Source organism: Microcystis viridis FACHB-1342 (assembly GCF_014698335.1).
Lineage (GTDB): Bacteria > Cyanobacteriota > Cyanobacteriia > Cyanobacteriales > Microcystaceae > Microcystis > Microcystis ichthyoblabe_A.
Genome location: NZ_JACJSV010000049.1, coordinates 1 through 13,471 on the forward strand (window position 1 = coordinate 1; position 13,471 = coordinate 13,471).

Sequence of the window (13,471 nt, forward strand, 5' to 3'; positions counted from 1 at the left end):
CCCTAGCTGGTGCCGAGAAAACCTTCACCAGCTAAGTATTTTTACTCAAGTCTCTGGAGGGGGATAGCTTATGTGACAGTTGAGGGTGCGGAATGTGGGATCAAATCATTACCCAAATCATTACCGAAATCTCTAACTGACTTTTGACAAGTTTCTGTTGGGAAAGACGGCTTTTTTGTCCTTCTATTCTCTCCTCGATTTGTTGTATTTCCTTGCCGATTAATAGAGAATCTAGGGTTAAAATCGGTTGTCCTGCTTTCACCTCTTGGCCTTCACGGACATAGATTTTTTCCACTTCTCCTGCGGTGATTGCGTCGAGTTTGACCAGGGTAAGCGCATCTTAACAATCCTTGACAAAATGAACTTTATGTGAGTTGCTTACCCAGAGAGCGATTCAGGCATATTTGAGGAGAATTGGCCATCTCAATTGTTAAGCAAAAATTGACCAAATGGGTCGATTTCGTAACTATTCTGATTGACTGGTATCACTTGAAATGCCCATGCGGATCACAAAATTGGCCAATTGTCAATAGCGTTTGAGATGCTCTCACCCTGAATAGGGAGATGATGTTGGGTTTCCGTTGTCAATCCAACCTTGCAAGATAGGCGTATGCCTTCGGCATCGCACCTGATACCTTAATAGCTAAGTTGCTTGTTTGCCAAATTCAGGAACAACCAGGTTGACTTCCTTCGAGTTGTAACCAAATGCTTCTACCTGAGACTTGATCAAATCAAGAGCATCATAATAAGCAAGGCTTTGTCCTTTATAGAAAGAAGAGTCCTCTCCTTTTATGTCAGCTTCGTTAATTTTTGCGAGGGATTCATTGTACTTTTCTTTGAGAATAAGTGCATGATCTTTGATAAAGTTAACAGATTCTGTGTTCATAGCCCTCTCTCCTTGAGTAGGCTTTCTAGTATAGTCTTTTGCTCGCTCTGCCGATTTATGCCACTTTGCCATTTATCGGGAAGAGCTTTTTGCTGTCTAGGATCAAGATTATCAAAATCAGGTATAAATTTTTGGGGAGCTTCAATCTTTTTTTGATGTTCAGAAATTTGCTTGTTTATAGATTCAATTCCTTTTCGGATTTGAGAGTCTGGCTTTTTGGCATATTCGTTATAGAATCCAGAGTGCTTACCCCCTTGTTTGGCAATATTATATGGGTCATTCACATTAGTCACATCATCCACTTCATCAACAGCCTTAGTAGCTACCAACTGTTGATTCTTCACTATTATACCTCTCCAGAAAAGATTTTTGATAAGCTCTTAGTCAGGGCTTCATCTCTTATTTTGACAATTATTGGAGAGGTCTATTTAGCAGGGTCAGTCCACACTCACCCACATCAATATAGGAGCGAACAAACTCTATCTGAGTTTCTTGCATCACTTCTGTGGTAAGACGATTTTGCCTAATTGAGTTTTCGGTAAGTTTTAGGGGAATTGTTGGGTTTCCTTGCGTCAACCCAACCTACCAGATCGGCGATCGCCTTGAGTTAAATTTGAGAAAGTTCGCGTTCACCCGCTAATTTCAGTGCAGAAGCGGCTTCAGGAATATAGGAAGTTTTCGTTTTAGAGACCATACCTCCCTGTTGTTCCTGTAATTGTTCTAGACGCATGGTACTCCAATCGGTCAGCATCGAGTTACCTAGCCGGGGGGCCAATTTGTTAATTTTCTCCACGGCGGAGATAGCTAATTCATCCATCTGTAGGGAAGCTAGATAGCAATCACAGGCGATGTCTATCTCTCCTAATCGTTCGTGACATTGGCCGGCCATAAACCAAGCGATCGCCATTCCGGGCGGGCCGAGTCTAGTGGCAGAACGATAGATTTTCGCCGCTTCTTCAAATTTATTTTGTTTCAGTAAAATTTCCCCCAGTTGCAGGCGATAACGAGAGTAAAGAGGTTCCATCGCCACCATTTTCTTCGCTCTCTCTTCGGCGAGATCGATATCACCCAACCAGAGAGCTTCTTTCGTTCGACTCTCAAAAACCGTCGTCAGATTTTCATGGGCGGCAATTCTCTCGGTGTCGTTTTTACACTCGCGGGTTAGTTCTTCCGCTAGGGATTGACAGAGATCCATTTCACGGATAACCGTTTGCCGTTCACCCCGCAGAAGTGGAGCGAAAACAGCCGCACGCTGGAAAACACTGGTTAAACGTTTAAACTCGAAACGATCAAGGGAAGGTTCGAAGTGATAGAGTGCCTCTTTCGCTACTTCTCGCCAATGGGCGACCGCCGCTATATCTCGAAATACAGTAGCGTGTAAAGCGATTAGTTCTACGGCCGCCCCGAAAACCTCCAGGCTTTCTTTAGAAGCGTATTGAACGATTCGTTGAAAATCTTCGAGATTTTCTGATGTACTGATACTTTCTTGACAGAGGATTTTAGACATCGCCAGGCTGTAAGCTAATCTAGCGAACGTGGGGTCTCTGCCAATGTTTTCATCGGTAATTGCGGGAATATAGCGAGTAATCGCTTCATGAAAGCATAAACTCGATAATAAATTAATTGTTTTCAGTTGAGTAGCGGGTGAAAGCTCACGATAATGCTCTAAATGCTCGCAAAGAACTCTCCAACGTTCGGTTCTCAACTCATCGGGGAGGGTGAGAGGATCGTTAATTGAGTATTGAAAAAGACCGGTCTCTCGAATCAATTGCTCTCGAAAAGAAGCAGGGTGAATGAGAGTAACCGGGTTCACGGACGACGTATTAGTATCTCGCACTTCGGAGACAAGATTTCGATAACTATAGTCAATTCCCTGAATATGCCAAGCGCCAGATTGATAGGGACTAAGATCGAAATAAGGACGATGGCTCCAAGTGATCGGAAAATCGTTTAAAAATAGCATACATATTCTCAAGAAATGCGATCTTTATCTGGTTGGTATTTCCACGATAGTCAACGGAGTATCTTGTTTTGCTGAACTACCGTGGAAACTGGGAGAAGGAAAAGATAAAATACTGAGGCGTTGCTGAATCAAGGTATGAATGCCAACTGTGCAGGTTCCCCTGCAAAAGTTAGTTTGGGTCTAGGTTTTAAGAAATTCCACCAAAGAAGATTCATATCTCAAATCAGCAACGCCATACTTCTATGTTTAGTCATTCTCAATAAGGCTGTCCTTATTGCGGTGACTAATTACACCGCGAGGGAGCATCCCACTTTTGCAATAAGCAATTGTACTTAGATGCGAAATACTTATATGGCAAGCCTTTTCGGGAGTTCATAGATTTTCAACGGTTCTCTAAATTGTGTGATTGGAACCAGAATCGTTACTACAAAAGCCTTCTTACCCTTCTGAGCATTTATACTCATTACATAATTGGGATGCTCCCCACCGCGACCGATTGAGATGAGCAGCAACACCAACGACAACAACCGCCTACCACTTGACGTAAGGTTTTAAAAGCGGTGATACTTTCTGGACTGTCGTTAGCGGCATCGGTGCGAAACTCGATAATTTCGTCAGTCACCGTGTTTTTGAGCTCGTTGATTTTGATGTTAGCCATGAGATGTATTCTCCAAATTTTCGCTAAATGAATGAATCAAATTATTGATTCAAGAAAACAATAACAATTTTTCAACATCAGATCAACTATCAAAATCGAACAAAAAAAAGATAATTGAGTTATTTATGTTCTTTTTGAAAGACTGTTTTTTGCGAAAACATCATCAAAACCGATTAAACAACGGGCTTCCAAGCTATTTAAAGAAACAAAAATAAGTAATTTATGTACAAAAAACTCTGAACTTGTCTTGTTGGAAGCAAAGAGAACCAACCAAGCTAACTGAATTGAGTTATTTAGGGTTTGCGGCAAAAAGTTTGTTGATGGGGTTAGGAGTCAGGATTCAGTAGCCGGTCGTCGGTCGTTTCAGGCTTTGTTGCCCTCCTTTTTGTACTAGCTTGCGTACCACAAGAAGGATAATGCCAAGTTTTTGAAGGTCACAATCCTATTTTCGCAGCACTAACATCAGACTTTAACAGGTCAAAAGCCTTATTTTAAAAGGGTTTTATCATTATTCAGCAAGCACTATTTATTTTTTTTATTAACTGGGAATTCTGTTAATGAATAGATTCAGGAATTTTTAAAAGTGTATGTATTAAAAATCGCTTTGTTGGTTTTTATGCTGAATAAGCTCACTCAAGAATAATCGGATTATTGGTATTTTATTAATCCATATTGTATTAATTTTATAGTAAAATAATCCGTAGGTTGGGTTAAACGAAGTGCAACCCAACACAAAACATGAAGAATAATAGGGGGATGATGTTGGGTTTCATGCTTCAACCCAACCTACAAAATAGGCGATCAGCCTTCTGTAAAACTTCCGCAGTGACCGACTCGCTTAGATAATACTCCCCGCAATTCTGACAGATATCCGCAGGGACTTGTTTTAAAATCACGATACAATTATCTCTCTCTAAAGTAACGGTAACAAAACCCGATCGAGTCGTACCGTGTTTACAGATCACACATTCCATAACTCTTATCTTCCCTTACTATGTTTGCGGGGTGAGCAATGCCCACCCCGTTCACGATTAATTACTAAACTCGTATTCTATCTCTTGAATCTTCTCCTTTACCCAGCCGTTAAACAAATCAACACCGATTTTCAGAGCCAACTCCTCGGTTAATTTTGGTTTAAGGATTTCCTCGACAAAAATCAGGTGAAAACCCCGATCGCCTTGCAGCGGTTTCAACAATCGAGAAGAATCCGATGCGAAAATTGCGGACGAAAGATTCGGTCGTAAATCCTTACGGTAAACAGTACCGCGATAACCCCCCTTGCGTCGTAATTCCACATCCTCGATATAGCGATGCGCTACTTCCTGAAAGCTGATTTCCTCCTCCTGAATTGATTCATACAACTCCTCCGCCATCGCCTGATCTGCTAACACTACCTCATAGATCACCGCGCCAGTATAATCTAGCTGGTGTTCCACAAAATAGGATTCAATTTTGTCTGCGAAAAGATGTTCGGCTAATTTACCCGATAGTAAATTGAATTGAACGATCGCCTCGAAATCGTCTAGGGATAAGCCCTGTTTTTCCAACCAATTCCATGTATCTTTGGCGTTATGTAATTCATTGGCGAGACGGAATTGATCGGCCGCCTGTTGTAACTCGTCAGTCGTGTTTTTAATCCCCGCTGCCGTGGCGGTTTCGGTGATGATTTTCCGACCGATAATTCCCTCGACTATTTCGGGAACTTTCCCCGATAGCTTAAGCTGTTGGATAAGGTCTTGATTGCTGATGGTGATACTATGGGACATAATGACTCCTGAAAAAAACTACAGTTTTAACCCATCTTTTTGTAGATCCTTAAAGGGATCGAGGATGTAATCGATCACCCGACGCTGACGGACGATCGCTTCTGCGGTAGCCGTATCTCCCGGATTGAGGGGAATACATTGATTTCCCTTTTGAATACAGGAGCGATCGAGTTGAATTTCTAGCTCGAAAACGTTAATTTTTCCGTTGGGCGTTTCCTTTTCGATCGCCGTCGGTGATTTCTTGGTGATCTTGCCGCCGATAATGCCGTAATCCTGAAAAGGATAGGCATCGAACTTGACTTTTATCGGCATACCGGCGCGGAGAAATTGACTTTGATCCGTGGGCATTTCTGCCTTGAGAATAAACCGCGATCCTTTCGGTGCTATCTCCGCAACCCGCGTTCCCGACTGCACCACCGCACCCGCGCGTTTAATCGGTAATGAAAAGATTGTGCCGTCGGTATTCGCCTTTAAAACCCTCTGACTTAGTTGGATTTGGAGCGCTTGCCGTTGGCTCTCGCTTTGGGCGATTTCCGATGCCAGTGTTGCGATCTCCGTGTCTAGATTGTTAATCTGCTCCTGTACCCTTAAGAGTGCCAACTCGTTGGAATGGCGGAGACTTTGATAACCCCGCTGCCGCTCCTGTAATTGCAGACGCGCTTGGGCGATATCGGCGCTCGTTTGTTGACTCGTCTGACGGTAGGCACTTTTTAATTCCGCTAGTTTATGTTGATTTTCTTTTACCTCCGCTTTTCCCCGCTCGTAGAGTTGTTGGCGCTCCTTGGCATTGTCCTCGCGCTCGATGAATTGCACCTCCGATATCGCGCCATCCTCCCACGCTTTTCGGTAGCGATCGACTTCTTTTAAAGCCGTTTCATAACGACTTTTGAGAATCGGATAATCGGTCTGACTTTGTGCGAGGGCGGTTTTCGCTTGATTTACCCGCGCTTGTTGTTCTTCTAGGGATATTTTGGCCTTCTTGATTAATGCGTCCACATTCTCCCGCGCTTGTTCGATCGAGGCTTCTTTTTCCGCTGCTGCCGCGCGATTTTGTTGGCTTTGGGTGGTTAAAGAAATCTCTAACTGACTTTTGACAAGTTTCTGTTGGGAAAGACGGCTTTTTTGTCCTTCTATTTTCTCCTCAATTTGTTGTATTTCCTTGCCGATTAATGAGGAATCTAGGGTTAAAATCGGTTGTCCTGCTTTCACCTCTTGGCCTTCACGGACATAGATTTTTTCCACTTTTCCCGTCGCGATAGCATCGATTTTGACTGTTTCTCCTTGGGGTTCCAGTTTTCCTGGTCCGACACCGGTTTCATCGACTTTTGAGAATATCGCCCAGGGGAGAATGATCGAGACGAAAATAATCAGAAAATAGAGTAAACCACGCGTCCAGGGTAGGGGTAAAGTATCGATCAATTCTTTGGTATGGAAAGACCAGTTATCGCGCTCTCTGTCTAGATTGGTTGTCATAGTTATTCACTCAATTGATTAGAGTTCAAATTACGGTAAATTCCAGGTCTGGCCATTAATTCTTCGTGGGTTCCACTATCGACTAATACCCCTCGATCGAGAACGAGAATACAATCCGCGTTCCGCACCGTAGAGAGGCGATGGGCGATAATCACCATGGTGCGATTCTGCCGAATTTTCTGGAGATTTGTTTGAATAATCCGTTCCGATTCGGTATCGAGGTGGGAAGTGGCTTCATCGAGGATTAATAACCGCGGCTCTCCCATCAACGATCGAGCGATGGCGATCCGTTGTCTCTGTCCCCCGGAAAGTAGCCCTCCACCCTCGCCGATCTGGGTTTCGTACCCCATCGGCAGTGATTGAATAAAGTCATGAATTCCCGCTAATTTCGCCGCGACCACCACATTTTCTAGGGGGCGATCGGGATGACCTAAACTGATATTTTCCCGAATCGTGGAACCGAAGAGAAAGGTATCCTGATCGACGACTCCCACCTGTTGCCGGAGGGAACTGAGGGCGATCGTACTCAGATCGTAACCGTCGATCGATATCTTCCCATCGGTGGGGGGATAGAGGCCGATCAGTAATTTCGAGATCGTGGTTTTTCCCGAACCGCTCCGACCGACGATGGCAACGGTTTGACCGGGTAAAATTTCAAAACTGAGGTTTTCTAAAACATTCTGATCGCTGTCGGTGTGGTAGCGAAAGGTGACATTTTCAAAGCGAATATGTCCCTGTAATTCTGGGAGAAACTGACGGGAAAGTTCCTCTAAATTCTCCTCCGGTTTCGCGTCCAGTACATCGTTAATGCGCTCGACGGCGATATTGACTTCTTGAAATTGCGTCCAGAGAACGGTTAAGCGTTGAAAAGGCGCAATGATCTGGGCAAAAAGCATATTAAAGGCGATCAGTTGTCCGATCGATAATTGATTTTGAATCACTAGATAGGCACCGAAACAGAGTAACCCCGTCGTCGCTAAAGATTCGATCAGATTACTGAATATCTGGAGATTATTGCCGATGATCTGCCCGGAGAAATTTTTCTTGACCTCCACCGAGAAAAGGTCTTCCCAGTGCCAACGGGTCGATCGCTCTGTGGCGGTAGATTTGACGGTACGAATACCGGTTAAAATCTCGATTAGGTAACTGCTTTCTTTAGCGAGTGCCTGAAAAATATCCCGGGATATTCGCTGCAGAAAAGGGGTAGAAATTAACGCCAGTAGAAGGAACGGTGGCACAATCGCCAAACTGATGAGGGCTAATTGCCAGCTATAGCGGAACATCACCGCCACATACACGAAAACCGTTAATAAGTCAAGTAAAATCGAGAGAGCTTCCCCAGAGAGAAAACGCTGGATCTTGCGATTTTCCCCGACGCGAGAAATGATATCGCCCACATAGCGGGACTCGAAATAACCGAGGGGAAGGCTGAGGGTATGGCGGATAAAACCGGTGATTAATGCCGTATCGATGCGATTAGCGGTGTGATCGAGGAGATAGGCGCGTAAACCGGTAATTGCTACCCGAAAAACCCCGAAAATTAGCGCACCGATCCCCATCGCCCAAAGGGTAGTTAAGGACCCCTGGACGATTACTCGATCGAGGATTAACTGGGTGAAAATCGGCGTAATTAAGCCGAATATCTGGATAAAAAGCGAGGCGACGAAAATTTCCAGCAGCACGAACCAATGGGGTTCCAGTAAGCGATAAAACTGCCAGAGAGAGGTTTTATCCTCTTTCGTGTCCCGGAATTTCTGGTTCGGTTGGAGCAGCAGGGTGAATCCCGTCCATTTACTGGCGAATTCGGCACGACTTAGGGTTAATTGCCCGATCGCTGGATCGCCAATAATCACCTGTTTGGGGGTAATTTTCCAGATAACAACGAAGTGTTTGCCTTCCCAGTGAGCGATCGCCGGTAGGGGCTGTTTCCCTAATCCCTCTAGAGTCGCTTTTACCGGACGGGTGGAGAGGCCGATATTTTCCGCCGCGGTGATCAGTCCCGACAGGGATGCCCCGTCGCGGTTGACGTTGGCCATTTCCCGCAAACGGTTGACGCTGATTCTTTTGCCCCAATAACGGGCGATCATGACTAAACCGGCCGCCCCGCAATCGGAGGCGGACTGTTGCTCGAAGAAGGGATAACGGCGGAGGGATTGCCCGATCCAGTGACCTAACCGCTGCGCCGGAGAGGGAAAATAGGCTCGATCGCTTTTTTTGTCCGTTTCTTCTGTCTTCGTCCCAAGAAGTTGCTCAATTTCCCGCGCCCGTTGCAGTAATGTTTTTTTCAGGGCGGGGTGTTTTTTCAGGATCGGCCTCAGGGCGGACTCGGGGATAAGAAGTAGTTCCGCCTTTGCGGAGACTCGAACCGAGTAGGGAAGAAAACCCGATCGGGGAAAGAGGGTGAATTCTCCAAAAAATTCGTCGGTTTTGAGCGCGATCATCTCTTTTTGCTGCGAGTTCGCTATGCGAACTTTGCCGCGAACCACTAGATATAATCCGGGCTGTAGGGGCAGTGTACCTGCTTCGGGAGAGAGGGTGATCGCCGTTTTCTGGAGACTCCGCCACTGGGTTTCGGACAGGAATTCTGGCCAGGGATTGACGAGGCTGTGAGTATCGAGCATAGTTGTTTTAAGCTTTGGCTGAAGGAGAAAGATCGATGATGCGGATCGGCTGTAGCTGTTTGCGGAGGCGATTGACGTGGGTGGGGGTGAGCGCGACCCCGAATTCTTTCTCTAGATGCTGCGCTAACCAAACTCCCGACCATCGGTTAAAGGAATAGCCGAAATCCCGGGGGGATTTACTAATCAGTTCTCTCAGGCGATCGAGGTAAAATTGATCAACTTTGGAAGGGCGACCGCGGCGGTATTTCTGCCAGTGATCGATCTTGCCACTCTCGGCGATCAGTATCCATTTACTAGCGGTGGCGGCAGTACAATCGAGAAGCTTACGGATCTCGCCCGGGGATTTGCCCTCGTCAGCGAAAAGAATGATTTGAATCCGTTTGCGATCAACATCAGAGATATTTGGTTCTGTTAAGATTTCGAGAAGTTGCTGACGTTGGGATGGGGATAGATATTTACCAGTGCTTGATGACGTTGACATAGCCTTTGCAACTATAAGTAAAAGCAGACAGCAGCAGGTCGGAACGTTGAGGCAAGAAAGATGTACTAAGTTGTACAATGGGCTGACTTCCCCGGGTGACGATCTCTTTCGCTGTCCTTAAATTATTATTGTGGCTGCGAAAGTGAAAATTATGCAGTCTATTAAATTCTTTTGCTCTCCCCCGATAAGCTGTTGACTATCTAAATTACTCGTTAAGACTGCAAGGGAGCGGGCAGCAGGGAGCAGGGATCGGCAGTTTGAGCATTTGTACTAAAATTTCCAATATGCAGTTTAAATTCAGTACAGCTGACAACCTTCCCAACAACCAACTAACGGCCAATTACTCAAAATCGTTATGACTATGATATAGTTGTTAAGGAATGTAAAAATAGTTGCATTTTCCCAGAAACTAGATTAAGGAGATTAAAAGTATGACCGCCGAAGGTTGCTTAAGAGTCGGACAAGCGGCGCCGGATTTCACCGCGACCGCCGTTTTCGATCAAGAGTTCAAAACCATCAAATTGTCGGATTATCGGGGTAAATACGTCGTTTTATTCTTCTATCCCCTCGATTTTACCTTTGTTTGCCCCACGGAAATTACCGCTTTCAGCGATCGAGTTAGCGAATTTGCCAGCATCAACACCGAGATTTTAGGGGTGTCCGTCGATAGCGAATTTGCTCACCTCGCATGGATTCAAACCGAGAGAAAATCCGGCGGTGTGGGGGATGTGGCCTATCCTTTGGTGTCGGATCTGAAAAAAGAAATCAGCACCGCTTACAATGTTCTTGACCCAGATGCGGGGGTGTCCCTGCGCGGTCTCTTTATCATCGATAAAGAAGGTGTTATCCAACACGCTACTATTAATAATCTTTCCTTTGGTCGCAGTGTCGATGAAACCCTCCGCACTCTGAAAGCGATTCAATACGTCCAATCCCATCCGGATGAAGTTTGTCCCGCCGGTTGGCAAGAAGGGGATGCTACTATGGTTCCCGATCCTGTGAAGTCAAAAGTTTACTTCGCAGCAGTTTAGTTAAAGTTCGTTAGAAGTCCCTCAGCTATAGATGGGGAGAGACTTTTAAGGGGGTGAATTATTTCACCCCCCATTTTAATCGGAAAATTTTCTGGAAAATTGGCCCCATTAGCCATGACCCCATCTAGAATACTGGCCAGACAAGTCTAGAAAGAGTCACGGCGATCTATGACTACCAGTAATTATGATTCCGAGTTGACAGTTTTGGGATTACCCGCAGCCAAAGGTAGATGGTTATTAATACCTCTAGGAATGGGTGTTTTACTCTGTTTAGGGACGGTGTACTCTTGGAGTATCTTTAGAAAACCCCTAGAAACAGAATTAAATCTCAGCGCCACGGAAAGCCTATTGCCCTACACTGTGGCCCTAGTATTTTATGCCGCTTCTATGCCGATCGCCGGTTTTTATATCCCCCGGGTAGGCACTCGCAGGATGACCGCTATCGGCGGAATTATCGTCGGTTTAGGCTATATTCTCGCTAGTTTTGCCGCTCAGATCCAGACAATTATTCTGACCTACGGAGTTATTGCTGGCACGGGAGTCGGCATCGCTTACGGTGTTCCCATGGCAGTGGTGGCACGCTGGTTTCCCGACAAAAAAGGTTTAGCGGTGGGTTTAACTATCATCGGATTTGGCCTTTCTCCCCTGATTACCGCACCTTTAGCCAATCGATTAATCAATGAATATAGCGTTAGACCAAGTTTAAGATTTTTGGGGATTATCTTTACAATAATTATTGTGATGATTGCCCTCGCCATGAAATTACCCCCCCAGGACTGGCAACCTCCCGCCAATTTAGCTAATCGAAAATCCGACTTTCTGGCCAATTATCCAGTGAATATGCTGAAAAGTCGCTCATTTTATGGCTTATGGCTTTGCTATGCTATTGGTGCTTTAATTGGCTTGAGTGCTATCGGTATTTCTAGTCCTGTCGCTGAGGAAATTATTCAGATCGAGCCGGGGTTAGCCGCTAGTAGTGTGGCTCTATTTGCTTTGTTTAATGGTATTAGTCGTCCTTTGTTCGGTTGGTTAAGCGATCGCTGGAAACCCCATTATCTAGCGATCGGGGCCTATACACTCATTTTGATCGGTTGCCTGTTGATGGTCAAGGCCGAAAAAGGGGCGGTTACTAGCTATCTAGTGGCTTTTTGTCTATTTTGGTTTTGTTTAGGGGGATGGTTAGCCCTAGCTCCCGCTACCACTCTCCACTTCTTCAATCCTGACCACTACGCCCAAAATTACGGTATTGTTTTTACTGCCTACGGTGTCGGTGCTTTGATCGGCACTTTAGTAACCGGTAGAATTCGCGATTGGTTCGGTACTTACACTTATGCGTTTTATGCCATGGCTGTATTGGCAATACTGGGTATTTTTCTCGCTAGTGCCTTACTGAAAAGAGAGCGATCGCAGCTATCAAATCCTAGCTAAGGGAGTTAATCTTACCCTAGAGTAGATACTGCCGCCATTTTATAGTTTAAAATAGTCGAAATAGGTCTTTTAATCGCTCTTTTTCGGGGTGATTGTCGATCTTGAATCAAATCTCGGTTTTTCTCGAGGAAAGAAATTAACTGATCATCAGGGATTTCTTGGAATTCGCCAGTTTTCAATAAAACAGCAGCCATGGTAAATCGGACTCCCCAATATTCCTCTCGATCGCTATCATAGCAGCCCTCTGCTAACAGGGAGTTCCCTAGAGTCAAAGAAATCACCACTTAGAGGTATATTCATTGCCTTTATTGTTGGGATTTTTTCGGCCACTGCTGACGGCGATAACTGCTATACTGCCCATGAACATTGACCAGATAGGGAACTAGATAAGTCAGTGATGCCGCCAGCCAGCGATCGCTTGTCATACGGCCGCCCACTATAGCATAACCGTGGTTAATTGTCAATAAAATTGTCCCCACTACTACAGCCACTTTTATCCCAGTGGGGGCAAATTGGGGGGATAATAAAGCCCGAAAATAGTCGATAATCCCTTTCATTGCCTATAAATCGCACTCTATCAGGCGAGTAAAGCAAAAAGTCACCATTTTTAACCCGTAGGGAGACTTCCACCAGAGAGCGGGAAAACAGCCTTCAGGAGCCGCTAGACTAAAATCCCAGTGATCATAATCATCGATACGCCACTCATCTTTGTCGCGCCATCCTACCAATTCCCCAAATTTTCTAATCGTTTCCGCGTCTTGGGTACGCAGGGTGTTAATACTACCGCCGGCGGCAAAATATAACTTCACCTGATTGCTAAAACCGAAATGATCGCCGCTATAATTTTTCCAAAGGCGATCGAGTACTCGAATCACATTAACGGGAAACCGCATCATATCCTCTGGGGTTAAAGTATCGCGGGTTCTGCCGGCAGTTTCGAGGATAACTCGGAGAGTTTCTGCGTCTGCCTCCCTAAAGTTCCCCTCAGCTAGTAATTGCTGTAATTTACCATAGCGCTCGATGTCTGGTACTAACATCTGCCGCGCTTCGATGAGGGCAACCCGTTCGGTTAAAGATTGCAATTGAGCTAAAATATCCTGAAGTTGGGCGTTAATATCTGACATAAATGTAAAGGGGGTTTGTTGACTGCAAAACTTACCGATT

General features: G+C 45.2%; 15 protein-coding genes. 2 read left to right on the top strand and 13 right to left on the bottom strand.

The genetic code is table 11. From position 1 onward, the window contains the following. Positions 1 to 100 precede the first annotated feature (100 nt). The 10 genes from H6G40_RS15645 to H6G40_RS15690 all read right to left on the bottom strand — a co-directional run bounded on the left by H6G40_RS15645 (position 101) and on the right by H6G40_RS15690 (position 9,848). The gene (locus tag H6G40_RS15645; RefSeq protein ID WP_069475493.1) at positions 101 to 295 is read right to left on the bottom strand and encodes a biotin/lipoyl-binding protein; all 195 of its coding nucleotides are present in this window, start codon (positions 293 to 295) and stop codon (positions 101 to 103) included. A 348-nt stretch (positions 296 to 643) separates the two neighbouring features. After that, entirely contained in the window at positions 644 to 886 is a 243-nt protein-coding gene (locus tag H6G40_RS15650) for a hypothetical protein (RefSeq protein WP_002737863.1), read from the bottom strand. Next, the gene (locus H6G40_RS15655; RefSeq protein WP_002737363.1) at positions 883 to 1,230 is read right to left on the bottom strand and encodes a hypothetical protein; all 348 of its coding nucleotides are present in this window, start codon (positions 1,228 to 1,230) and stop codon (positions 883 to 885) included. The genes H6G40_RS15650 and H6G40_RS15655 overlap by 4 nt, the downstream gene beginning before the upstream one ends. Before the next feature lie 263 nt (positions 1,231 to 1,493). Next, a complete protein-coding gene (locus H6G40_RS15660) occupies positions 1,494 to 2,849 on the bottom strand; it encodes a tetratricopeptide repeat protein (RefSeq protein WP_069475494.1) in 1,356 nt (451 codons plus the stop codon). A 463-nt stretch (positions 2,850 to 3,312) separates the two neighbouring features. After that, the gene (locus tag H6G40_RS15665) at positions 3,313 to 3,507 is read right to left on the bottom strand and encodes a hypothetical protein (protein WP_069475496.1); all 195 of its coding nucleotides are present in this window, start codon (positions 3,505 to 3,507) and stop codon (positions 3,313 to 3,315) included. 776 nt (positions 3,508 to 4,283) lie between these two features. After that, complete coding sequence (locus tag H6G40_RS15670) at positions 4,284 to 4,481, bottom strand: type II toxin-antitoxin system MqsA family antitoxin (protein WP_069475497.1); 198 nt, start codon at positions 4,479 to 4,481, stop codon at positions 4,284 to 4,286. Between the two features lie 57 nt (positions 4,482 to 4,538). Then, a complete protein-coding gene (locus H6G40_RS15675; RefSeq protein ID WP_069475498.1) occupies positions 4,539 to 5,273 on the bottom strand; it encodes a peptidylprolyl isomerase in 735 nt (244 codons plus the stop codon). 18 nt (positions 5,274 to 5,291) lie between these two features. After that, positions 5,292 to 6,746, bottom strand: coding sequence for a beta-barrel domain-containing protein (locus H6G40_RS15680; RefSeq protein ID WP_002752472.1), 1,455 nt, complete (start codon positions 6,744 to 6,746; stop codon positions 5,292 to 5,294). Between the two features lie 2 nt (positions 6,747 to 6,748). Beyond that, on the bottom strand, positions 6,749 to 9,367 hold the full coding sequence (locus tag H6G40_RS15685) for a peptidase domain-containing ABC transporter (protein ID WP_069475499.1): 2,619 nt from the start codon (positions 9,365 to 9,367) through the stop codon (positions 6,749 to 6,751). Positions 9,368 to 9,374: 7 nt separating this feature from the next. Further along, a complete protein-coding gene (locus H6G40_RS15690) occupies positions 9,375 to 9,848 on the bottom strand; it encodes a helix-turn-helix domain-containing protein (RefSeq protein ID WP_190537933.1) in 474 nt (157 codons plus the stop codon). Between the two features lie 431 nt (positions 9,849 to 10,279). On the opposite strand from H6G40_RS15690, the gene H6G40_RS15695 reads away from it, so the two are divergent. Both H6G40_RS15695 and H6G40_RS15700 read left to right on the top strand, forming a co-directional pair. Then, complete coding sequence (locus H6G40_RS15695; protein ID WP_002735961.1) at positions 10,280 to 10,879, top strand: peroxiredoxin; 600 nt, start codon at positions 10,280 to 10,282, stop codon at positions 10,877 to 10,879. Between the two features lie 168 nt (positions 10,880 to 11,047). Next, a complete protein-coding gene (locus H6G40_RS15700; protein WP_190537935.1) occupies positions 11,048 to 12,307 on the top strand; it encodes an L-lactate MFS transporter in 1,260 nt (419 codons plus the stop codon). Between the two features lie 11 nt (positions 12,308 to 12,318). On the opposite strand, the gene H6G40_RS15705 is transcribed toward H6G40_RS15700, so the two are convergent. Genes H6G40_RS15705 through H6G40_RS15715 form a run of 3 tightly spaced genes read right to left on the bottom strand, consistent with a single transcriptional unit; the run spans position 12,319 to position 13,431 of the window. Next, entirely contained in the window at positions 12,319 to 12,579 is a 261-nt protein-coding gene (locus H6G40_RS15705; RefSeq protein WP_242028771.1) for a hypothetical protein, read from the bottom strand. A gap of 33 nt (positions 12,580 to 12,612) precedes the next feature. Then, positions 12,613 to 12,864, bottom strand: coding sequence for a nitrate/nitrite transporter NrtS (gene nrtS, locus H6G40_RS15710; RefSeq protein ID WP_069475502.1), 252 nt, complete (start codon positions 12,862 to 12,864; stop codon positions 12,613 to 12,615). Between the two features lie 3 nt (positions 12,865 to 12,867). Continuing rightward, positions 12,868 to 13,431 carry a GUN4 domain-containing protein gene (locus H6G40_RS15715; protein ID WP_002736466.1) on the bottom strand — a complete coding sequence of 188 codons (564 nt, stop codon included), beginning with the start codon at positions 13,429 to 13,431 and terminating at the stop codon, positions 12,868 to 12,870. Positions 13,432 to 13,471: the final 40 nt, after the last annotated feature.

Excerpts from the sequence above, each read along its gene's own strand:
- H6G40_RS15650 (WP_002737863.1), bottom strand. The coding sequence starts at position 886 with ATGAACACAGAATCTGTTAACTTTATCAAAGATCATGCACTTATTCTC.
- H6G40_RS15660 (WP_069475494.1), bottom strand. The coding sequence starts at position 2,849 with ATGCTATTTTTAAACGATTTTCCGATCACTTGGAGCCATCGTCCTTAT.
- H6G40_RS15665 (WP_069475496.1), bottom strand. The coding sequence starts at position 3,507 with ATGGCTAACATCAAAATCAACGAGCTCAAAAACACGGTGACTGACGAA.
- H6G40_RS15670 (WP_069475497.1), bottom strand. The coding sequence starts at position 4,481 with ATGGAATGTGTGATCTGTAAACACGGTACGACTCGATCGGGTTTTGTT.
- H6G40_RS15675 (WP_069475498.1), bottom strand. The coding sequence starts at position 5,273 with ATGTCCCATAGTATCACCATCAGCAATCAAGACCTTATCCAACAGCTT.
- H6G40_RS15680 (WP_002752472.1), bottom strand. The coding sequence starts at position 6,746 with ATGACAACCAATCTAGACAGAGAGCGCGATAACTGGTCTTTCCATACC.
- H6G40_RS15685 (WP_069475499.1), bottom strand. The coding sequence starts at position 9,367 with ATGCTCGATACTCACAGCCTCGTCAATCCCTGGCCAGAATTCCTGTCC.
- H6G40_RS15690 (WP_190537933.1), bottom strand. The coding sequence starts at position 9,848 with ATGTCAACGTCATCAAGCACTGGTAAATATCTATCCCCATCCCAACGT.
- H6G40_RS15695 (WP_002735961.1), top strand. The coding sequence starts at position 10,280 with ATGACCGCCGAAGGTTGCTTAAGAGTCGGACAAGCGGCGCCGGATTTC.
- H6G40_RS15700 (WP_190537935.1), top strand. The coding sequence starts at position 11,048 with ATGACTACCAGTAATTATGATTCCGAGTTGACAGTTTTGGGATTACCC.
- nrtS (WP_069475502.1), bottom strand. The coding sequence starts at position 12,864 with ATGAAAGGGATTATCGACTATTTTCGGGCTTTATTATCCCCCCAATTT.
- H6G40_RS15715 (WP_002736466.1), bottom strand. The coding sequence starts at position 13,431 with ATGTCAGATATTAACGCCCAACTTCAGGATATTTTAGCTCAATTGCAA.